The organism is Nocardia sp. NPDC058114, assembly GCF_042884695.1.
In the GTDB taxonomy this organism is placed as follows: domain Bacteria; phylum Actinomycetota; class Actinomycetes; order Mycobacteriales; family Mycobacteriaceae; genus Nocardia.
Window position 1 is genome coordinate 385,852 of the sequence record NZ_JBHVTK010000006.1, and the last position, 20,085, is coordinate 405,936.

Consider the following 20,085-nt stretch of genomic DNA (forward strand, 5'->3'; position numbering starts at 1 on the left):
CAAGAAGCTCTGCTTTAGCATGGGGCTATGTCGGAAGCCGAGAACATCGAGCCGCCGCGTCGACCCGGAGGACGGGCGGCGAAGGTCCGCGAAGCCGTGCATCGCGCCGTGCTCGACGCTGTCGAAGAACACGGCGTGGACAAGGTCGGCATCCCCGATATCAGCCGCCGCGCCGGTGTCCGCGACAGCTCCATCTACCGGCGATGGGGAACGCGGGAGAACCTGGTGCTCGATGTGATGCTCAGCGCGAGCGAGCGCACCCTGCCGCTGCCGGACACCGGGTCGTTGCGCGGAGACCTTTCCTTCTTCGCCACCGCACTCATCGCCTACCTCGATAGCCCTCTGGGTACCGGTCTTGCGCGCGCACTGGCGTTCATCAGCGACTCCGAAGACATCGCCCGAGCACGGAACACCTTCTGGGAAACCCGCTACGAAGCCAACCGGGCCATGGTTGCCCGGGCGGTCGAACGCGGCGAGCTACCCGCCGGCACCGATACCCGGACCGTCGTCGAAACCCTCATCGCGCCGATACACTTCCGCCACTTCCTCACCCGCGAACCGATGGACGAACGGTTCGTCGACCAGCACGTCATCCGGGTGATCCGCGCGTTGCAGTCCGATCCGGCCGAATGAGCGACCGCCCATGACGCCTCCGATACCCCTCGACGAACAGGTAGTACATGACTGATCCCGAACCCCGGCAGCCTTCGGCCTACACCAACGGCCTGCGCACCCGCGAAGAAGTCATGGGTGAGGAGTACGTTGCCCAGGCGCTGGCCCGGACCTCCGGCAGCGAATCGGCAGACCTTCAGCGCTTCGTCACCGAGCATGTCTGGGACGCGGTATGGAATCGGCCTGGTCTGGATCGCCGCGACCGCAGCCTGCTCAACCTGGGAATCCTCACAGCGTTACGAGCACACGACGAGCTCGCCGGCCACGTGCGAGGCGCGCTCAACAACGGGCTCACGCGCGCGCAGATCACCGAGTCGATCATCCACACCGCCGGATATTGCGGCGCACCCGCGGCACTGGCCGCCATGCGGATCGCCCAGCAGGAATTCGATCAACTCTGACCAACCCCGCAGCAGGTCGAACCTTTTGCCGCGCAGCGAACTCGCACTCGAGTCTCCGAGGCGTACACTGATCAGTTTCGGCCTTCTGACGCCTATGGAACATTCTGTACTCGACGAGACTGTCAGACATCCTGTACTGCCGAAGAGGGAGCATCCTGCGTTTGACGTTGACACAGCACGGAAAATCGATTGCCGCTTGTGCTCGAATGCGAAAGCTGACCCACGTGAGTTTCTCGAGCGATGATTCCGAGATCGCGTATGTGGTGTCAGTCGAGCTGAGGTTGGCCGACCGCAAGATTCGCAACTCCAGCGAGGAATCCTCTGCACTACTGGCCTCGGAATTTCGCGAGTTCGGCGCATCCGCCATGGTGTGGGACAGAGAGTCGATCCTCGACATGATGGCCGATGATGGTGCCTGCCTCAGTCGAGCTGCGCACGGTGGGGTGTCGGGCGCGGTGTTCCTGCTGCCGGTGCAGATCAGCGTGTTGGGCTAATGGCCTCCAAATCGTCGAAGGCCGGACCCGTACTGGTGTGCTGCGCGGCCGTCATCGTGACGGATTCCACGTCGCCAACCACCACAGTGTGTGGATAGGGCGGTAGTCACGCATTGTCGACGCTGCCAGCGCTAACACTGCCCACCACCGAAGCGGGCCGTTGCGAGGCGCACGGGCCCAGTAGCGCGCGGTTGGCGGAACGCGGTGAGTCGTGGAATCGCCACAGCGTTGCATTTTCTGCGCCAGTTTCCGGCTTGGACGAACCGGCGCGAGCTCGACGAGTGTGGGTGCGGATCAGCCAACGCCCAACGGATGCGATCTGACGCACTCGCTCGCACATCACGGTCAGCGGCACGATCCTTAACTGGCCGACGAGTGGGCTGCGATCACCGCGATTCGCCCGTCGGTCAAGCTTGAGCTGACAAAGTCGTTGATATCAGCAGCGGACAGGCCACTGCTGCCTACCCATCCCATCTTTACCAACGCTGCGAACTGGCTGTTGCTGAGCCACCGTCTGAGGTTGGAGTGAGTGATCGCTGCCCCGCCCCGCGGTCCGATCAAGTGACCGCCGTCGTGCAAGCGCTTCAGTAGCTCGGAAGGTACGTACATTCCGTTCGTTAGGTCACTTTCCTTCTGTGGGGACACGACTGGGTACGCAAACTTTGTGTAGGTCGCACCTGCCCCAAGTCTGAAGGTAGTGGGTTCTGGCCCGCCCGACTGCATGTGACTCAGAGCGTCGAAGGCGACCATTCGCCGGAGTTGATTCGGGAGTCTCGCGTCGACACCAGCGATACGCGCGCCAGCTTCACTATCCATGCGCTTGTACTGCACAAGTACGTAGCAGTCATAGTCGTGGCTAAAGTAGATCAGGTCGACGCCGGTTGCGGCTTCGATTCCAGTGGCGTTGACATTCATAACATCGAGGGTGTGCTCCTCGTCAGTGAAGCGGACGATGTCTTCGGCATGGGGCTCGCCGTTCATGCCTGGAAAGTTGCGTAGGTCGTTGTCGATGAGGCTTGCCTCTGATGGGCTGAGCCGAAGCTGCCTTAGGGGACTCTCGCCGGGGAGTGGCGCATAGCGCATCTCTCCAATGTCCATGTCGCTGAACATCAAAGCAGTGCCGATTGCGTTGGTATGGTCCTGCCGGATGTTCCCGTCGATCCTCGGCGTCATCCACTCGGGCGTGCCGTCTATCCCAGGCCACTCGTTTTCCGCGACTCGCGATTGGAGCGCAGCGCGGAGCTTGGACGAGCCCGCGAGTGTTAGGGCTCCTCCTCGTCGGCTTCTTGCGGCCTTCAAGACGCCGCCCGACGAACGACCGAGCTCAGCTTCGATCTCTGAGAACGAAATCGGATCTGACAGCTCGTGAACCGCACTGAGTACCCATGTCGAGTCCAGGTTCGTCCGTCGTGGGCCAGACTTCACCCATCCAAGATGTGTGATGCCGACCTTGCCGCGATGGCCATGCGTGACGACGACCGCTACCCGGCCGAGACCGGGACTCTCGGAACCGCGATCGACTGCGAAACTGATGGTGTCGCGCCCAAGGTCCATCTGGTCGTCGAGCTCGTGCGCAGATAGCACCACAATGTGCAGACGGTTTGATGCGGTTGAAGGCATACCGCATTCTTCCATCTCTGCTAAGACCCTGAGGTTGATGAGTGCGGAACCGTATGGGGCACTGTGAGATCGGAAGTACGCGGACGCGCGTTAGGCTGGTGAATGGAGTTCGAGAAGCGGTGCCAGGTGCGCCGTCCTGTGGGCTTGGGCCGCCGACGGTCGCCGCGTCGGGTCGCGGAGCAGTCCATCGGGTGCGCCACCGCTACACAGCTCGGTGGCCGGGCGTGAGGAGGGTGCGGTGACTAACCCTTGTCCGCAAGATAGGTTCGGAGTTGCGGACGTGAGGCAGCCGCGATGTTTCCGCGCCGACCCGAGTGCGTACACCAACAGATTGTCCGGGTTTACTCGTCTGTGAGCTGTGTATCTGCAGGTCGGCACAGCGCTGAAAGTGTTTGATCTGATAATCCGTTGCCGCCGTGTACTGCGCCGGCCGAGTATTTGGCATGACTTCTGATCTCGCACAGCACTACTCCGGCGCCTCGGAGGACGATCGCCTGTCCAGGTCCCCTCACGGCCGTCTGGAGTTCCTTCGCACACAAGAACTGATCCGCCGTGTCCTCACGGCTTCGATGAGAGTGCTCGATGTCGGTGGGGGGACCGGGGTCCACGCCGAATGGTTGGCGAACGACGGTCACATCGTGCACCTCGTCGATCCAGTACCTGGACACGTCGAGACGGCTGCGACGCTACCTGGGGTGACCGCCGAGCTGGGCGATGCGCGGCGACTACCTGTCCCCGACAACAGCTTCGACACCGTTCTGCTGCTCGGACCGCTGTACCACCTCACCGAATCCGTCGACCGGACAACAGCTTTGTCCGAGGCCGTACGCGTGCTTCGTCCCGGAGGCATCCTGGTCGCGGCCGCGATCAGTCGCTACCTGTCGGCCCTGGAGACTGGCACAAACGGCACCCTCGACGACACACTGACAGCTGCGGTGGGCGAGGTGATCGCCACAGGTGACTACGACGGCCACGTCGGGTTCGTTCGGACTCATTGGCATACGGCAGACGAGCTCCGTACCGAGCTGGAAGCAGCCGGTCTCATTGATGTCGTGACCTACGGCGTCGAAGGCCCGGCCTGGCCCACACTCGATCACGCCGGACAAAACAGCTTTCGATCCCTCGTAACAGCAGCACTGCACTGTGCACGGCTACTGGAACAGGACCCGCTGCTGATCAACGCAAGCGCACACCTATTGGCAATCGCCAGGACCGAGCACTGACCTGGCCCGTGATATCAAACCCACGCCGCATGCCGCATGCCGCGCTGACCGAAGCGGCCAGCGCGGTGCGTAGGAAAATCAACTGACCGTACCGATCCGACGTCGGCGGAACGTCCGCCTGCTACTGCTCACTTCCTGCAGCCTGTATGCCCCCGCGAGCCCCGCTCAGCTACCAGTTAGCCATCGGCGTTCGATCGTGGAACGAGCCTTTGCCCAGGCTTCTCGGAACTGCTCAGCAGTAATCTCTTCGAGGGAAGAGGCCTCGACGTGCCAGTCATCGGCGCTGGATTCCGAGAGGACTCCATATTTGCTCTCGTATGCCTGAACTGCGCCGATTCCCCCGTGATCTCGGGCACGGATTATCTCTTCGAGCGCTGCGGCGGTGTCGGGCTCACTGTCTGAACCTCGCAGATTGACTTGCCGGTTCGGCCAACCGTCGTCATCGAGTTCGAGGAGAAGCCAGATGCCTTCGTCCTCGTAGTAGTCGCGAATCCACCGCATCCGGCCACAGTATCGTGGCTCGGTAGTCGCCGAGGCAACGTACTGACATGCTGCGGCTGCGATCCAGATAACCGCGGAACCAGCCGACGAACGCACTCAACTGCCGAGTTGAGTGCACAACTGGCGACTGTGGCTGAAGACCGACGGTAGCCCTTCCTGATTCCAGGTGTTCGAAGGTCAGAGCTGGCCGGTGGTTTGTCGGGAGAGGAACAGCTGACGTTTTTCTCGGTCGACATGGGTGACAACGACCGTGACCCTGTCCCCGATCTGGACGACTTCGTCTGTCGGCTGGGTGAGGTCTCGGCGACGAATCAGCCCCTCGATCCCGTCCGCCACTTGGACAAAGACGCCGAAGGACACCAGCTGGGTGACATGCCCGCGTAGTTCTCTACCGACGGTGATGCGCTCGGCAAAGGCATGGAAGGGGTCGGGCTGTAGTGCTCGCAGAGACAGCCTGGCCTCGGCATTCCAGGTATCGAACTGCAGGAATTCACCCGAAACGCGCTGCCCGACCTGGACAATGTCGGAAGCCGCTTCGAAACGCCTCCAGGACAATTCCGGGATCGTGATGAACCCGACGCCCGGGTAGAGCGGATGCGCGGGGCCATCGTCGAGCGCCACGAACACGCCGAACAATTCGATCGCTGTGACGGTGCCGGAAAGGACCTCGCCGCACCGTAAGGATCCCAGGAACGCCCAGAGTTCGGGGCTCTCGGCCCGCCAATCCATCTGTCCAGCCTTTCATGACGCGCTCAGCCCCTCCAACGACCCTGTGGAACGTCGCGCCATGGCTGGATCGCAGAGTCGTTCCCAGGCTTGCCTTTTCGTTTCGCCGCTGGTCAGCGAGCATACGACGTGGACCGGGGCTGCGAAATCCTCAGTTTGCTCGTGGAGCCTTGCAAGTCTTCGAGGAAGCTCTGCGTCGCTCCCTTGTACACGTGGTAGCCGCCGATCGCGATGATGATCAACCCGGCGGCGACGAGAACGATCGTGCCCACGCTCGATCGCATCATCGCAGCAGTGATCCCCGTACTCTGCTCGCTATTGGATTTGCCCGCGCCCCGGGCGAATCCGGATGCGGAGATGGCGAAACCGAGGTAGACCACCGCGAGGGAGAAGGCCTTGACGCGATTGACGGCCTCGGATTTCTTGCTGTCGGAGTCGGGTCTGGAGGAGCTGCCGAGCGCTGCTTCGGCGAGCCGCCACAACGCCATCAGCGAGAACGCAACGACACCGACCCAGAGCGCGAGGGCCCCCCGGCTTGGCGGCCAGTTCCGCCATGGCCCCCGATTGGTCGGCGGTTCCGCCGCCGCCACCGAGGGCGAGCCGGATGGCGATGTAGCCGATGAACAGGTGCACGATGCCGCTCATGACGAAGCCCGCGCGGGGTCTACTGCGAGGTCTCTCGTTCGGCGACGCTAGCTCTTGAAGGCGTCTTTGATCTTGGCAGCGGACTGTTTCAGGTTGCCCTTGAATTGTTCGGCCCGACCTTCGGCCTCCAGGCTTCGGTTGCCAGTGGCTCGACCGAACACCTTCTTCACCCGGCCCTTGGTGGCCTCGACGGAATTCGCGATTTTCTTGCTCATGCTCATGGCGGTTTCCTCGCTGTGTGCGATCAAGTCAACGCCGGAATCCCACGGCTGTCAACGATGTCGATCTTCGACACAAGGAGCAGAGAGCGATCGTGGTGAGCCTTCTGGCCTGCTGCCGCGACCTTGCCTTCTCTGCCACGCTGATCTGCGATTATCGGATGGATGCCGAACGAGGCCGGGTGGCAGGAGGGCGTAGTCGGGTGATGGCCCGGGTTGCGAGTCCTGCGCCGCGCATCAGCAATGTGAAGGCTGTGGTCGAAGGCCCGGGTACGATTCCGGCCAGTTGTACGCCGTCGAGCAGGTCGTAGAGCGTTTCGCCTTCGTACATCAGGTGTTCGGCGTTGAAGTGATATCGGTCCACCGCGGTGCACTGGATGAACGCGCCGTTGCCCGGGATCGCGGGGGCGTCCGCTCCGTATGGGTGAAGCTTCAGCGGCCCGACGATGTGACCACTTCCGTAGTAGCGCACGACCATCCGAACCTCACCGGTCGGTGACAGGTCGACGTAGCACTGTCCGGGTATCGGATCATAGCGCCAGTCGGGGATGGCATCGAAGAACGCGAAGTTGTAGGCCACGAATTCGTCGAGGCCGACCATTGTCGCGCCGAGGGTCGTCACATCCTTGTACCTGAGATCGCCGGTGTAGAGCTCGTGGTTATGGCTCATATCCCGGGTCTGCCAGCTCCACCAGTACTTCTTCGCCCAGTCGAGAGTCCAGGCGATATCGAGGCCGTGGTCGGCATAGAACGCGATCTTCTTCTCGTATTCGTCGAACCACGTCTGCGTCATGGCGGTCAGCGCGGCTTCATCGAGAACATCGACCGGCTCGGCGCGGTTCGTCAGCACTGCCGGAATCGGTTGTGCCAGGCGCGGCTGTCGCAGTGACAGTTGGAACTGCTCGTCGGTGAACATGACCCTCTCCATCCGGAAGCACATGCTTCCTGATTAATGATGGTTGTTGTAAAGTGGTGCCGTGTCAAGGAGCTACGGCGGACAGACGGCTGAGAGCCGCGCCGCCGACCGGCGGGCGCGGCTGATCGATGTGGGTGTCGAAATAGTTGGCACGCAAGGTGTTTCCGCCCTGGGAATGCGGCCGGTCTGCCGTGCGGCGGGGCTGAGTCAGCGATTCTTCTACGAGAGCTTCGCCGACACAGACGTGCTGCTGCACGCGGTGTACCGGGCGACGCTGTCTCGCTTGGAACAAGCCGTCGCGCCGGCGGTGGCATCCGGCGATCTGCATGCGGTGTTCGAGGCCGCCGCCCGCCTGATGGAGGCCGATCCTCGTGTCTGCCGCATCTTGCTGGTCGAGCCGGTGGCGGATGTGCGACTGCGGGGCTATGTGCGAGAAACTGTTCCGGCTCTCGCAACAGCCGCACTGGGCGATCGCATCGCGGGTTCGCCCGGCGATCCTATTGTCCGCATGCATTTTTCGGCACTCTTCGGCGCCTTGATCTCACTGTTCGTCGAGTGGACGGAAGGTAATCTCGGCACCGACCGGAACGCCTTCGCCGACCATGTGACTACCGTCGCGAAACAACTTATGAGCGAGATCAGCTCGGCCGAAACAAGGCGCCGATGATGAGGCGAGCGCTGCAGACATTGACGCCGTGATTCTTCAACTGGGCAGGGCGTCGTGCGCCTCAGTCGGTGAGCCCCCGCAGGGCCCAGGCCGATCAATCGCTGTTCAGAGCAGGGCGCGACACCTCGTGTGCCGGTTCTACGAGGACGCCGGGCATATAGTCGTCAGTGGCGACGCTCGACGAGGTGCACCGAATTTCCACCCCGTATGTCCGCACCTCCCCGCTCCGCATGAGCTGTCTCGGATGGGTGCGACTAACGGGTGAGGACCGATGGAACGCGACAAAAACAAGCTCTTACACGGGCCTTTGTTCGCCCGGAACATTCCGCTCGACCGTCGGAACGCGGCTCGCCGGATCAGCGCGTACATCTATGGGAACGTCCTGATCCTCTCCGCGCTGATCCCGGTCGCGCCATCCCTCGAAGATGTCGGTATCGCGGTCGTTCTCGGGGCCGCTCTGTCGACGTTCATCGCCCATGTCTTCGCCGAGAGCGTCGGGCAATCGGTACGCCAGAGCGGCGTGCCCTCCCCGCCCCAGCCATGGCTCGACCTGCGCGATTCGCTGCCGATCCTCAGTTCGGCGGTGCTGCCCTGCGCGATCCTCGCGGCGGCGGCGGTCGGATGGCTCGAACCACGGACCGCTCAGGTGCTCGCCGAGGTCGCCATGCTGGTGCGGATCGGCGGAATCACGTTCGTCATCCGCAGGCTCGAGGGTGCGCGGCCGGATCGGTCGACTCTGCTCGGGGCGATTCTGCTCGGCTGCGCGGCCACCGCCGTCGTGGCGGCGAAGGTCATCCTCGCGCACTGATCCGAGGCGGAACGGTCAGGGAACGCCCCGACTGCCTTCGGGAATATGGATCACCGGGGCTGGGGGCGCGCTTTCCCTGCGCTGAATCTAGAACACGTTCTACACTCCGGTCATGGACCTGGTTGCTATCGAGGAGATCAAGCGTCTCAAGCACCGCTACTTCCGCACGCTCGACCTGAAACTGTGGGACGAGTTCGCGGACTGCCTCGCCGAGGACGTCTCCGCGCGCTATGGCACCCAGGCCATGGGCGAGCCACTGCATTACGACAATCGCGCCGACGTCGTGGCCTTCATGCGCAAGAACCTCGGATCCGGGATCGTCACGGTCCACATCGCCAACCACCCCGAGATCGAGACCGATGGTGACATCGCGAAGGGTTCGTGGGCATTCGAGGACACCGTCCTGGTACCGGGCGCGAAGATCCAGATCCGCGGCGGCGGATACTATTGCGACACCTATCGTCGCGACCCGGACGGGGAGTGGCGGATCGCCTCGACGCGATACGAGCGCATCTACGAGGCATTGACCTCGCTGGAAGACCTCCCGAGCTTCACGCTGCTGGCCAACCGCTGGGATCCATCACTGGAGCACTGACCGGTGATTGCCTGCGCGAGCATCCAGCGGGCGGCATCATCGCACGCCCACCGGACGCCATCCGTCTGTCACACCTCGACAGCGGCCTCATCTATAGGATCGGGCACGCGAAACGCGGAATCAGGGGGCGACAGGTATGGATCAGCAGGCATCGCAACAGTTTCCGTCCAGGACGGGCGGGAGTATCGAATCGCGCGGTGACACAGCACCTTCGCAGATGCCGGGGAGGATCCGGGCGGCGCGGGTCATCATTTTCGCGATGTCGGCGATCGGACTGGCCGGCACCGTCGCGCTGATAGGAATGGGTCATCCCCATGCGGCGGGCGGGAACACGCAGGGATACCTGTTCTTCTGGGCGATGGCCGTCACCGCCTTGTTCTTCGCGCGGCGCCGGGGCTGGGTCCGGATCACCGTGACCGTCTTCGCCGTGATCGAAGGGCTCGTCGCTTTCGGTTCCATGGCCTTCAGCGGCGGGAACGTGGACACCGATGCCGGTTTCGCCTTCGTCCGGATGTCACCCGGGCCTTTCGGGCTGGTCGCGGTGATCGCCATTATCGCCCTGCTGTTCGGTGGATCGGCCGACCGATGGTTCGGTCGTCCCGCCGGGGCGGCACCGGGCAGCCCGCGACCGATGCGGGATCCGGGCGAGCTGCTGCTGCGCCGCCGCCCTTACGTGGTCGGTGTGCTGATCACGATCGTGGTCGTCATCGGCATCGTGACGGCGGTGGTCATCGGCAACACCAGCAACACCACCGGGCCCGGCGCGCTGTCGGCCGGCGACTGCGTCGCGACCCAGGACGACCTGAGTATCGGTTTCTCCGATGCCGAGTTGGTGAAGGTCGGCTGTTCGGACGTGAGAGCCCAGGCGAAGGTCATCGCCCGAATAGCGGGCACCGACAAGACCACCGAGTGCCAGAAGTACGAGGACTCCGTCAAGCTCGCGGGGTACATCGGCTCCGACGGCGGTGCGTCTTTCGTGCTCTGCCTGCGTTCGTTCAGCTGAATTCGGCGACCCCGGCGGCAGCCGCGTCGGAGGAGACATCACAAGGTCCTGACGAGCCTGAGTCGGTCGAGCCCGATGGGCGCGTAGATTCGACCTTGCTGTGATCGTGAGCGTTCCTCGACGAAGGGATCTCTGTCATGAGCAAGTCGCCCAGGCATCGCGGATGCCGCAGAGCATGTGCGGTGCTCGCGGTCGTGCTCGCCATCGCCACGGGCGGCTGCGGTGCGGAGGACATGTCCGGCGGCTCCGCGTCTTCGGCGGTCGAGAGTGCCGAAGCGGCGAAGATCGCCGACATCGTTCGCGCCAAGATGACCGAACTCGATCTCAGCTCCGCGGTCTACGGCGCATGGCGGGGCAGTGAGCAGATCGCCTTGGGCGCGCTGGGCGGATCACCGCTCGGTGTGCCCGCGACCGCGGAGATGCGCTTGCGCGTCGGCCAGCCGATGGAACCCATGCTGTCCACGGTCCTGTGGCGACTCGACGGCCAGGGCGTGCTGAAACTCGACGAACCCATCGCCCGCTGGCTGCCCGATTTCCCGCGCGCGGACAAGATCACTGCGCGGATGCTCGCCGACAGCACCTCCGGGATCTCCGACTATGTGACCGAACCGGAGTTCCTGAAGATCTTCGGCGAGAACCCGATCCGCGAATGGACCGCGCCGCAACTGCTCGAACGCGCCAATGCCCGCCCGCCGCTGTTCGAGCCGGGCACCAGTTTCGCCTACGCCCACAGCGATCTGGTCGTGCTCGGCGAGGTCCTGCAGAAGGCAGCGGGCAAGCCCCTCGGCGAGCTGATCGCCGAGCACATCACCGTCCCACTGGGCATGCACGACAGCAAAGTAGTACTCACCCCGCAGGTCGACGAACCGATCCTGCACGGCTACACCAACGAACGAAACTTCTTCGAAGACTCCACCTTCTGGAACCCCACCGCCTTCCTGCACAGCGGCAACATGAACTCCACCGTCGGCGACGTCGGCCGCTGGGTCCGCGCCCTCGGCACCGGCGAACGACTCACCCCCGACCAGTTCCAGCAGATGATGGGCCCGTCGACTGCGGGCCTCGGCCCGTTCACCACCGAAAAATACTTCGCCTTCGGTGTGGTCCACCTCGCCGACTGGCTGTATATGAACCCGTCCTACGGCGGGTACGACGGCGTCGCCTTCTACGACACGAAAACCGAGACCACCGTCGTCGTCTACGACACCCTCGGCCCCACCTCCGACTCCGATCAGAACAACGCCGTCGGCATCGGCACGGAGATCGCCACGCTCCTGGTCCCCGAACGCCCGCCGGCGGTCCCCTGAGCAGTGGGCACCGCCCTTCTGCCGGGTGCGGTCGGCAGGCAACGCCGGCCCGCGATCACCGGTCGCGCAGGACTTCGAGGCGGCCGTTGATCGACGCCAGACGACATCCGGTTGTGCCGGTGGTCAGCAGCATGTTGGCGACTTGGAGCAACAGGACTAGGGATGGCTTGCCGGAGGTGGACCTGCGGGGCCATTCGTGCCAGTAGTGGGGTGGGTCGAGGTCGGCGTCGGGGCCGGTGGGTAGCCGCAGTCGATCACCGGGTGCGAGGACGGTGATGTGGAGATCGGTGAGTGCCCCGATGGCATCGTCGGACAGGGGAGAGGTTCGGGTGAGCATCGCCCAGCGGTGCAGCGGAACGCAGGCAGGCGCCGTGGCGAGGGTCGGTACCGCCAGCGCGTTGCGGTCGTAGGTGGCGGCGGCCAGTCCGGCGGGAACGAGCAGCGCGGTGACCGTGTCGTCGCACACCAGCTCCACGCCTGTTCCGTCGGCGGTGACCTCGGTCGGTAGTCCTCGATGCTGGTAGGCATCCAGCCAGTCCAGGGGGGTGCGCAGTTGGAGTGTTTCCGGCCAGGGCAGACCCCGGGATCCGTTCAGGACCGCCCACGCGGCGGCGCCGAGCTCGCACTCGTGGTGGCGATGGTCGGACCAGTACCGGCGGGCGTCGGTGGGGGAGAGTGCCAATGGTGGATTGGCACAGTCGAACTCCTCGTTCTCGAGTCCCATCGGTGTTCCTCCGGTGTCGGATGGCGGCCGATGACATCGGCCGCGGGCACCGACGATCGTGCCACACGCTTCCATACTTTCAGGTATGGATAAGTGTGCTTCATAGTATGGTCGGTGGACGTGACGCCCAGCGGGGTCGTTCAGCGAATTTCACGTCAGGAGGCCGACATTGGCCGAGTTCGTCGAGGATCATCTCCAGCGGGTCGCGACCCGGGCCGCGAGCAGCGTGGACACCGTGCGAGCGCCGTCGAGATGTCCCACCGCCTTTCGCTACTGGGAGGCCCGTGGCACGCCGGCAGTGCGACGGATCGAACGCGCTTTCACGGCCGTGACCCGGCAACCGCTGTTCCCCAGCGACGAGCAGGCTGCGGCCATGTGCGAAGACCTGTTCGCCGGTGACCCGGTGGCCGAGCGATTCGTCGCCGAGGTGATGCATGGCGAGATCGGATCGAAAGCCGGGCGGGCAATGCTGGAGACAGCGCTGGCCGAGGGCATCGACGCCGTCGCGGACGCACCGGAATCCATGCGCGCGTTGTTCGCCGAGTTCGAAACAGTGCCCGACTGGGTGGTCCCAGAACTGGTGGAACAGGGTGCGGCGATCTGGCGGCGCTGGGGCACCATGCTGTTCAGCTTCGCCGGGGCCGAAACCCTCGAGATGTACACCGAAGCCGCGGTCGCGACCCCGTTGTCACTGGCAGGCGGCTACGCCGGAGACAGCGCGCTGCGCCGGTTTCTGGAGACCACCCGCTTCTGGATGGACGTCTCGGCTCCCGATGCGCTGCTCACCCCGGGATCGGCGGGCCGGGCCACCGCGCTGAAGGTCCGCGTCATGCACGTTTCGGTGCGGGCGAAGGTCGCCGACCATCCCGAATGGGACATGCGGCGGTGGGGCTTGCCGATCAGCCAGACCTACCAGATGCTGACCCTGCTGGCAGGCAGTGTGACCCCCGGACTGGGCCTGTGGGCGCTGGGCTACCAGACGACGCCCTCGGAAATCCGTGCGCTGCTGCACTTCCAGAAGTACATGGGCCACCTGCTCGGTGTGCGGTTGCGCTGGTACCCCGAGACCGTGCGCGACGCGCTGCGGGTGCTGGCCATGACGATGGTCTCGCGTTCTTATGACGCGGGTCAGCACGGTACGGAATTGATCGAGTCGTATCCGGCGGCGTTCGCGCCCCGCGACGGGCACCGTGGCCTGACCCGGTTGCGCGAAATGTACAACTACCGGATCAATTCCGTGTACTCCGCGATGTACATGGCGCCGGGAACCCGTCGGCGCTACACCATGCCACCCGCGTTGCCGTGGATCATCGTTCCGATCGCGCGATTCCCGCTGATCACCGTGATGGAGATCGTGCGCCGGGTCTGTCCGCCGTTCGCGCGGGCGCACGAGAAACTGATGCTCGCGCATCGCGAGAACTGGTATCGAGCCCAGATGCAGGGCCGCACCGCCGCATTCGACGCCAGCGGCGCACTGCGCCGATGAACCCACCGAAGGTAGCCATGAGCACTGCCCCCATCGTCGAAGTGTGGAACGGGCCGGGACGTCGCGACGGCGTGCTGACCCCGGTCGAGCCTCGGCACAACGCGTTACATCCGTCGTCGAGCACACTGGCCTTCGAACACTGGTACTTCGACGCGCACCTCGACACCGGGCACGTGGTGATCGGGTTCCTGATCAAACGCAGGCCCGAGGATCTGCCCCTGGCCAGGCCCTGGGTGGAGATGATGGTCTATTCGCCCGACGGCACCTTGCGTCAGGTATCGCAGCGCTACCCGCGTTCGGCCACCTCGTTCTCGGCCGAGGGGTGCGACGTGCGCATCGGTCACAACACCGCACGCACCGTGTCCGACGCCGACGGGCAGGTGAGCCATCACCTGCGGATGGCCGAGGGCGGCATCGAGTTCGATCTGCGATTCCACAACGAGGTACCCGGTTGGATGCCGGGCAAAGGTGAAACCCGCTTCGGTACCAAGGATTCCTTCGGCTGGATGGTCGCCGCTCCCCGCGCGCGGGTGACCGGCGCGATCGAGCTCGACGGCGTGCGGCACGAGGTCACCGGGCGTGGATATCACGACCACAACTGGGGTGTCGGCGACATGAAGAAGATCATCGAGCGCTGGCATTGGGGGCGGCTCTATGTCGAGGACTACTCGCTGCTGTTCGCCTCGGTGCTGACCCAGCAGCGCAGAGGCGGACACGAGATCAGCCCGCTGATGCTGGCCCACCACGACGAGATCGTGCTGTCCACCGGCGAGACCAGGCTCATCGAGGGCCCGGAACGCTTCGATGTGACCGCAGGACGCACCTATCCCGAATGGGTCGAACTGCATGTACCGGATCAGCTCGACCTCCGGTTGGACGTGGTGCGCGTCATCCACGCCCACGACCTGCTCGACGATCTTCCGGTGGTGCGGTCGCGGGTGATCAAGCCACTGATGCACCGATTGGTGGGGCACCCCGGCTACTTTCGGTTCGAGTCCACCTTCGACCTCAGCGTGCGCACCGCCGCGGGAACGCAGCGACGAACCGGCTCGACCCTGCACGAACTGGTCGCGCTGACCTGACCGGCACCGCGCGCCCCGGACGGTCAGCCCGGTGTCTCCCCGCTGGTGATGAATCGGAAGAACTCGCGGCGTTGCTCCTCGGTCGGTACGGGCAGGTTCTGGTTGCCGTGCACGAAGCCGATTCCGGCGAAGCACATCAGTCCCGCCCGCATCTGTGCCTGCTCGGTCGAGAACCCCATGTCGACGAGGGTGTCGGACAGTGTGTGAAATATCCGCTGATCCAGGGCTTTCACGGCCTCGGCCACCTTGGCGTTCGTTCGTGCCCAGTCCCGGACCGCGAGTTCGACCTGCCAGACTCGTTCTCCGGTGAGCAACTCGCCCATGCGGGCCAACCGCTGCTGCGGTGGCAGCTCGTCGAGGTCGTGGAAGCCGCGCGCCGCGTCGTTGTGGTCGGCGCACCAGAACTGCGCGGTGGTCTCCAGGAGTTGATCGATGCCGTCGAAATGCCAGTAGAAGCTGCCCTTGGTCACGCCGAGTTCGTCGCACAGGGTGGAAATGGTGATGGCGGCGACGCCCTTTCGCAGCAGCAGGCCGAGTGCGGCGGCCGTCCAGTCCTCGACTCCGAGCCTGCGTGCCCCGCGACCGGCCGCCGCCGCCTTGCGCTTGGACACCGGCTCGGCCGGTCGCGAAGCCCTGGTCCCTCCGGTCATGGCCGCCTTCCGTGTGCGCGTCGAGGTCAGCTTATCGCGCGGCGTCCGGCGTGTCGGCCGACCACTGGATACACACTGACTGGTCGGTAACGGCGTGCGCGGTGAGAGGCAGCGCCCCCAGGGCGAATTCTGCGGCGATTCGTACTCTGCGCGGGCACGTACTCTGTTGAGTGCCTGCACATTTGGTGACCGTAGACCGTAGGATGGAGCCTGATGGACCACACGGACCCTTTCCCCCGCCCTATTCCCGTCACGGTACCGAAGCTGCTAGTGGGCTTAGGGTCAGCGTTGGTCGTCGCCGCGGCAATCGCATCCTTCACCTTCACCTCCACCCTCGCGCGGGTAGCCGGAGTTCCCGAGCACCTGACCTGGCTGTGGCCGGTGGTGGTCGGTCTCACCGTGGCGCTGGTCGCCTGCACGTTCATCACGCTGGTGGGTATCCGCGATGAGAAGGCCACGTCGCTGGTGCGGGTCTACGAGTTGCTGCTTGTCGGCGCCGTGCTGTCGAGCATCTGCGGAAACCTGCTCTCCATCTCCCGCGATCCGATCGAGATGGGAACCCTCGGCACCGCGATCGTGGTGTCCGTTCCCCCGATCTGCCTGATGATCTGCGTGGGTAACTATCTGTTGCTCACGGCAGTCATTCCCGTTCGTATCGTGGCAGCGATCCGTGAGGACGACTGGCGGCTGAGAGTCCTCGGCATACCCGGTGCGCCGTCGTCGTCCAAAGGTTCGCCTCCCGCCCAGCACGACAGCGACTCCTGGTGGGACCAGCACCGCAGCGAGGCAAGGACCCCGCCGACGACGCCGAGAACCCGGACGTAAGAACCCACGCCCCAGTACATCGGGGCGTGCGCGCCACGATCTGCCTCCACCGATATCCGGGCTATTCGCCGAGCTGTTCGCGGACGAACGCCGCAGCTTGGTCGCGGGTGTCATTGAGGAAGTACATGAAGTGGCCGTAGCTCAGCGCATTTCCGAACCCGGCGGCCGGGTCGCCACCCTGGCAGACGCGGTCGCCGGTATTGCAGTAGTCGCGTAGGCGGTCGGCGAATTCCGTGAGCGCGCCCAGGCGCAGGGACCCGGTGCCGGACAGCGCGGGATCGAAGCTGCCGCGGTTGTAGGGTTCGGCGCCGTTGAACAGCGGGCTGCCGAACAGGGCGATGGCACGGACTCGCGTGGCCGCCTGTTCGGTCAACGTGGTTCGTGCGGAAAGGGCGTTGCCGATCACGCGTGCGCCTTGCGAGTAGCCGAGTAGAACGAGCTGCTGGTCAGGGCACGCGGCGGCGGTCGCGTTCAGGAGCGCGGTGAGATTCGCGATTCCTTGGACGGAGCTGTCCGGGCTCATCGAGGCCGGATACTCGAGTTCACCCACCGTGGTGCGGCGGCCGGATTCCTGGGCGATCCGCTCGCCCAGCGGAGTGAGCAGCCGGCTGCCGGACTGCGGTTCGAGGGTGCCACGGACGGTGACGACTCGGATCTCCGCGCAGCCGCCGGGCTGGGGTATCGGGTCGGCGGCCGCAGCAGAGAGAACCGGCAGCGACAGCGCTGCCGCGGCGCTAGAGAACGCCAGGATTCGAAAACGTCCACGCATGCGGCCACTGTATTGCTTCCGCACACCGAATTCGACCGACATCGACGACCCGTTCAGAGCGGGGCGTTGCGCCACCATCGGTCGTAGAGGTCCTGACCCGAGGTGCCGCCCGAGACTGCGAGGGCACACCGGGAGCGGGTGCCGTTCTCGAACTCGACCAGCATCTCGCCTGTCGGTCCCGCCACTCCCTGTGCGTCGTTCCAGCGGGCGTGTCCGCGGCCGCTGGGCCGTTGCCAGCCCTCCTCGCCGACGAAAACCGCGGTGGCGGAGGAGACGTAGCGTTCCACCGGTTCGTCGGTTCCGCAGGTGAGCAACAAGCGGAACACCGGGTTCTGGTCACCGTTGCAGGCGAGTGCGTTGAGCGAATCGCGGGTCTGACGCGCGTCGATGGGACGTTGGTTGCCGTCGACGGCGCTGCACCGCAGGCCCTGGTAGCCGCTGTCTGCCTGAGATTTCGGCAGCAGCTCGGGGAAAGCGTCGACGACCCACTGGTGGGCCGCCCAGGAATTCGGGTCGATCGGAGCCGTCGAGGTCGCCGCAGCTGTGTTCTCCTCGGGCGAATCACGATTCAGCACAACCACACTCGTGACGACCGCCGCGATCGCCGCCGTCAGCGCGCCGACCACGATGCCGAGGCGACGGCGACGCGCCGGTCGATGCCCCACCACCGCTACCGCGTCGGTGGCGACGCCCAGGGCGGCGGCGGCATCGGCGGCCAGCGCGCCGCAGCTCGGATACCGCCGCTGCGGATTCTTGGCCAGCGCGCGGGCGATCACGTCGTCGATCCGGCGCGGCAGGTCCCCGGCCACCGCGCTCGGGCGGGGTGGCGGGTCGTACAGGTGTGCCGCGATCACCGCGTCGACGCTCGGTCGCGGGAACGGTTTGGCGCCGGTCAGCAATTCGTAGAGGGTGCAGCCGAGCGCGTAGACATCGGCACGGTGATCTACCGTCGTGCCGGTCAGCTGCTCGGGGGCGGCGTAGGCGACGGTTGCCAGAATGGTTCCGGCCTGGGTCAGCGTCGTCGCGGCCGCGGCCTTGGCGATGCCGAAATCGGTGACCGCGACCCGATCCGGTTGTCCCGGAATGGATTCGACCAGGATATTGGCCGGTTTGACATCGCGGTGCAGCATCCCGGCCCGGTGCGCGTGATCGAGTCCACGAGCCACCCCGGTGACCAGATGCGCGACACGGTGCGGGGTGAGCGCGCGGTCGCGCAGCAGGGTGGCGGCGTCGGGGCCGTCGATGAAGCGCATCGCGATCCACAGTTGACCGTGTTCGATGCCACGGTCGTAGACGCCGATGATGTTCGGATGGTCCAGCCGCGCGGCGAGTTCGGCTTCGCGACCGAAGCGCGCCCGGAACTCGGGGTCGGCGCCGAATTCCGCCGACAGCACCTTCACCGCGTCGCGGCGCGGGAGCCGGGGGTGGGCGGCGACGTAGACGGTGCCCATGCCACCGACGCCGAGTACCCGCTCGATCCGGTACCCGGCGAAGACCGTGCCCGGCGGCAGCGGGCGGCTATTCACTGCGCACCAGCAGCGCGTACTGGGCCGCGCTCTGCTGTGCGGCGTGCGCCGGGCTGCGGCCGATGATCGAGGCGGTGTATCTGCCGTAGAGCACATGGCAGTAGACCTGGGCGGGTGACGCCGGGTACTGATCGAGCTTGTTGCAGTAGACATCCGGCACGCCGACCGGTGTGTCGATCATCGTCGCGGGATTGGCTGCCTGCCGCTCCTTGGTGAAGACCCGGCGCGCGCTGACCGCGTCGGGAAACCGTTCGACCACATTGTTGCCGTTCACGGCGACGACTTCGATCGGATCCTGGAAACCGAAGTGCTTCATCAGCCGGGTGGCTCGTGGACCGAGCACGACGCCGCCGATCTCGATCGAGGCCGACCAGCCGGCATTGGCGTCGGTATCGGCGGTGATCACCGTCGGCGGGGGCCAGTGCCCGGCGCCGAAGGGAAGCACGCGCGCGACCATGCCGTCCCGATCGAGCGGCAGGTCGGCGAATCGGTCCGGCGCGGTCGGCTGGAAATCCTGCAGCCGGGGGAGCTGGGCGTCGAAGGTCTTGCGCACCATGGCCAGCAGCGCGGCCTGGTCCGGGCTGGTGTGCGCGGCCAGCACACTGACGACGAACGACCCGTGCGCGAGAGTGGCCGCCATGGTCGGCACGGTCGGGCGCCAATGCGCGAACGCCCCCGGGTACTCCGCGATCCGCACCGCGACGTTGTCGGCGGTGACCGCGGCGTCGGTGGCGTTCATCTGCCTGGCCGCCAGCCGCGCCTTCGTGTCGTCGGGGAAGCGCAGCAGCAATACGGTGAGCAGACGGGCGGAGCCGATCTCCGGTGCTTTGCCACGAAAGTTGGCGTCGCTGCCGCTGACCACGAATCCGGCCAGCATGTCCTGGGATTCGAGCACTTCGCGGACCGGCTCGGCCAGAATTCCGGCTGCTTTCAACGGTGTGGGCAGCGGTGCGGTCCGGTTGGAGATGCCGTTGGTCAGGGTCGGATCGACCTCGACCGGATCGAGCACCGCCTCACCCATCCGCACCGATTCCAGCACCCTGCCGTACTTCTCGGTGCTCGAGGCCGGCGGCGTCATCGGGTCGACACTGTTCGAACCCACATCAAGGGTGGCCAGGTCGACTCGCTGCGGGACCGCTTCGCCGGGACGCACGCACCCGCACAGCACCGTCAACGCCGCGGCCAGGACGGCCACGGTTCGGATTCGCTCACCCCGCGAGAACATCG

Annotated in this window: 23 protein-coding genes and 1 pseudogene; 12 read left to right on the forward strand and 12 right to left on the reverse strand. The window is 65.2% G+C overall.

What is annotated here, in order from left to right:
• Window positions 1–27: 27 nt before the first annotated feature.
• The 3 genes from ACFVVI_RS23600 (at window position 28) to ACFVVI_RS23610 (ending at window position 1,567) form a co-directional block, all read left to right on the forward strand.
• Window positions 28–633 (forward strand): TetR/AcrR family transcriptional regulator, encoded by a 606-nt coding sequence (locus tag ACFVVI_RS23600; protein WP_378989662.1) that lies wholly within the window; start codon window positions 28–30, stop codon window positions 631–633.
• 47 nt (window positions 634–680) lie between these two features.
• Complete coding sequence (locus tag ACFVVI_RS23605) at window positions 681–1,073, forward strand: carboxymuconolactone decarboxylase family protein (RefSeq protein WP_387446853.1); 393 nt, start codon at window positions 681–683, stop codon at window positions 1,071–1,073.
• A gap of 206 nt (window positions 1,074–1,279) precedes the next feature.
• On the forward strand, window positions 1,280–1,567 hold the full coding sequence (locus ACFVVI_RS23610; protein WP_387446855.1) for a hypothetical protein: 288 nt from the start codon (window positions 1,280–1,282) through the stop codon (window positions 1,565–1,567).
• A gap of 360 nt (window positions 1,568–1,927) precedes the next feature.
• On the opposite strand, the gene ACFVVI_RS23615 is transcribed toward ACFVVI_RS23610, so the two are convergent.
• A complete protein-coding gene (locus tag ACFVVI_RS23615; protein ID WP_387446857.1) occupies window positions 1,928–3,187 on the reverse strand; it encodes a hypothetical protein in 1,260 nt (419 codons plus the stop codon).
• Between the two features lie 443 nt (window positions 3,188–3,630).
• Here ACFVVI_RS23615 and ACFVVI_RS23620 point away from each other — a divergent pair, with 443 nt between their 5' ends.
• Window positions 3,631–4,410 carry a class I SAM-dependent methyltransferase gene (locus tag ACFVVI_RS23620; protein WP_387446859.1) on the forward strand — a complete coding sequence of 260 codons (780 nt, stop codon included), beginning with the start codon at window positions 3,631–3,633 and terminating at the stop codon, window positions 4,408–4,410.
• A 165-nt stretch (window positions 4,411–4,575) separates the two neighbouring features.
• On the opposite strand, the gene ACFVVI_RS23625 is transcribed toward ACFVVI_RS23620, so the two are convergent.
• The 6 genes and pseudogenes from ACFVVI_RS23625 to ACFVVI_RS23650 all read right to left on the reverse strand — a co-directional run bounded on the left by ACFVVI_RS23625 (window position 4,576) and on the right by ACFVVI_RS23650 (window position 7,416).
• A complete protein-coding gene (locus ACFVVI_RS23625) occupies window positions 4,576–4,911 on the reverse strand; it encodes a hypothetical protein (protein ID WP_387446860.1) in 336 nt (111 codons plus the stop codon).
• Between the two features lie 177 nt (window positions 4,912–5,088).
• Window positions 5,089–5,640, reverse strand: coding sequence for a S1 RNA-binding domain-containing protein (locus tag ACFVVI_RS23630; protein ID WP_387446861.1), 552 nt, complete (start codon window positions 5,638–5,640; stop codon window positions 5,089–5,091).
• A gap of 110 nt (window positions 5,641–5,750) precedes the next feature.
• Window positions 5,751–6,125 carry a DUF1206 domain-containing protein gene (locus ACFVVI_RS23635; protein ID WP_387446863.1) on the reverse strand — a complete coding sequence of 125 codons (375 nt, stop codon included), beginning with the start codon at window positions 6,123–6,125 and terminating at the stop codon, window positions 5,751–5,753.
• 82 nt (window positions 6,126–6,207) lie between these two features.
• Window positions 6,208–6,282 (reverse strand): annotated as a pseudogene (locus ACFVVI_RS23640) (hypothetical protein); the annotation flags it as partial.
• A gap of 47 nt (window positions 6,283–6,329) precedes the next feature.
• The gene (locus ACFVVI_RS23645) at window positions 6,330–6,497 is read right to left on the reverse strand and encodes a CsbD family protein (protein ID WP_387447024.1); all 168 of its coding nucleotides are present in this window, start codon (window positions 6,495–6,497) and stop codon (window positions 6,330–6,332) included.
• 157 nt (window positions 6,498–6,654) lie between these two features.
• Window positions 6,655–7,416, reverse strand: coding sequence for a nuclear transport factor 2 family protein (locus tag ACFVVI_RS23650; RefSeq protein ID WP_378989665.1), 762 nt, complete (start codon window positions 7,414–7,416; stop codon window positions 6,655–6,657).
• Between the two features lie 61 nt (window positions 7,417–7,477).
• Between ACFVVI_RS23650 and ACFVVI_RS23655 the strand changes: the two genes are divergently transcribed.
• The 5 genes from ACFVVI_RS23655 to ACFVVI_RS23675 all read left to right on the forward strand — a co-directional run bounded on the left by ACFVVI_RS23655 (window position 7,478) and on the right by ACFVVI_RS23675 (window position 11,796).
• A complete protein-coding gene (locus tag ACFVVI_RS23655; RefSeq protein WP_387446865.1) occupies window positions 7,478–8,083 on the forward strand; it encodes a TetR/AcrR family transcriptional regulator in 606 nt (201 codons plus the stop codon).
• A 271-nt stretch (window positions 8,084–8,354) separates the two neighbouring features.
• Window positions 8,355–8,891, forward strand: a complete 537-nt coding sequence (locus tag ACFVVI_RS23660) for a hypothetical protein (protein WP_387446866.1) — start codon at window positions 8,355–8,357, stop codon at window positions 8,889–8,891.
• Between the two features lie 112 nt (window positions 8,892–9,003).
• On the forward strand, window positions 9,004–9,486 hold the full coding sequence (locus tag ACFVVI_RS23665) for a nuclear transport factor 2 family protein (RefSeq protein ID WP_387446868.1): 483 nt from the start codon (window positions 9,004–9,006) through the stop codon (window positions 9,484–9,486).
• Between the two features lie 259 nt (window positions 9,487–9,745).
• Window positions 9,746–10,489, forward strand: a complete 744-nt coding sequence (locus ACFVVI_RS23670; RefSeq protein WP_387446869.1) for a hypothetical protein — start codon at window positions 9,746–9,748, stop codon at window positions 10,487–10,489.
• Window positions 10,490–10,626: 137 nt separating this feature from the next.
• On the forward strand, window positions 10,627–11,796 hold the full coding sequence (locus ACFVVI_RS23675) for a serine hydrolase domain-containing protein (RefSeq protein WP_387446871.1): 1,170 nt from the start codon (window positions 10,627–10,629) through the stop codon (window positions 11,794–11,796).
• 55 nt (window positions 11,797–11,851) lie between these two features.
• Here ACFVVI_RS23675 and ACFVVI_RS23680 read toward each other — a convergent pair whose 3' ends face one another.
• Entirely contained in the window at window positions 11,852–12,520 is a 669-nt protein-coding gene (locus ACFVVI_RS23680) for a hypothetical protein (protein ID WP_387446872.1), read from the reverse strand.
• 226 nt (window positions 12,521–12,746) lie between these two features.
• Here ACFVVI_RS23680 and ACFVVI_RS23685 point away from each other — a divergent pair, with 226 nt between their 5' ends.
• Together ACFVVI_RS23685 and ACFVVI_RS23690 are read left to right on the forward strand one after the other, a co-directional pair.
• A complete protein-coding gene (locus ACFVVI_RS23685) occupies window positions 12,747–14,006 on the forward strand; it encodes an oxygenase MpaB family protein (RefSeq protein ID WP_379312451.1) in 1,260 nt (419 codons plus the stop codon).
• A 17-nt stretch (window positions 14,007–14,023) separates the two neighbouring features.
• Window positions 14,024–15,088 carry a lipocalin-like domain-containing protein gene (locus ACFVVI_RS23690; RefSeq protein WP_378989672.1) on the forward strand — a complete coding sequence of 355 codons (1,065 nt, stop codon included), beginning with the start codon at window positions 14,024–14,026 and terminating at the stop codon, window positions 15,086–15,088.
• 23 nt (window positions 15,089–15,111) lie between these two features.
• On the opposite strand, the gene ACFVVI_RS23695 is transcribed toward ACFVVI_RS23690, so the two are convergent.
• A complete protein-coding gene (locus ACFVVI_RS23695) occupies window positions 15,112–15,738 on the reverse strand; it encodes a TetR/AcrR family transcriptional regulator (RefSeq protein WP_378989673.1) in 627 nt (208 codons plus the stop codon).
• 270 nt (window positions 15,739–16,008) lie between these two features.
• Between ACFVVI_RS23695 and ACFVVI_RS23700 the strand changes: the two genes are divergently transcribed.
• Window positions 16,009–16,563, forward strand: coding sequence for a hypothetical protein (locus ACFVVI_RS23700; RefSeq protein WP_378989675.1), 555 nt, complete (start codon window positions 16,009–16,011; stop codon window positions 16,561–16,563).
• Between the two features lie 61 nt (window positions 16,564–16,624).
• Here the strand turns inward: ACFVVI_RS23700 and ACFVVI_RS23705 are convergent, their stop codons facing one another.
• From ACFVVI_RS23705 to ACFVVI_RS23715, 3 genes are read right to left on the reverse strand one after another with little or no spacing between them, the layout of a single operon-like run.
• The gene (locus tag ACFVVI_RS23705; RefSeq protein ID WP_387446874.1) at window positions 16,625–17,332 is read right to left on the reverse strand and encodes a cutinase family protein; all 708 of its coding nucleotides are present in this window, start codon (window positions 17,330–17,332) and stop codon (window positions 16,625–16,627) included.
• 53 nt (window positions 17,333–17,385) lie between these two features.
• Window positions 17,386–18,858: a serine/threonine-protein kinase gene (locus tag ACFVVI_RS23710; RefSeq protein ID WP_387446875.1), complete on the reverse strand. Its 1,473-nt coding sequence runs from the start codon at window positions 18,856–18,858 to the stop codon at window positions 17,386–17,388.
• Complete coding sequence (locus ACFVVI_RS23715; RefSeq protein ID WP_387446877.1) at window positions 18,851–20,083, reverse strand: hypothetical protein; 1,233 nt, start codon at window positions 20,081–20,083, stop codon at window positions 18,851–18,853. Before ACFVVI_RS23715 ends, ACFVVI_RS23710 begins: the two co-directional genes overlap by 8 nt.
• Window positions 20,084–20,085: the final 2 nt, after the last annotated feature.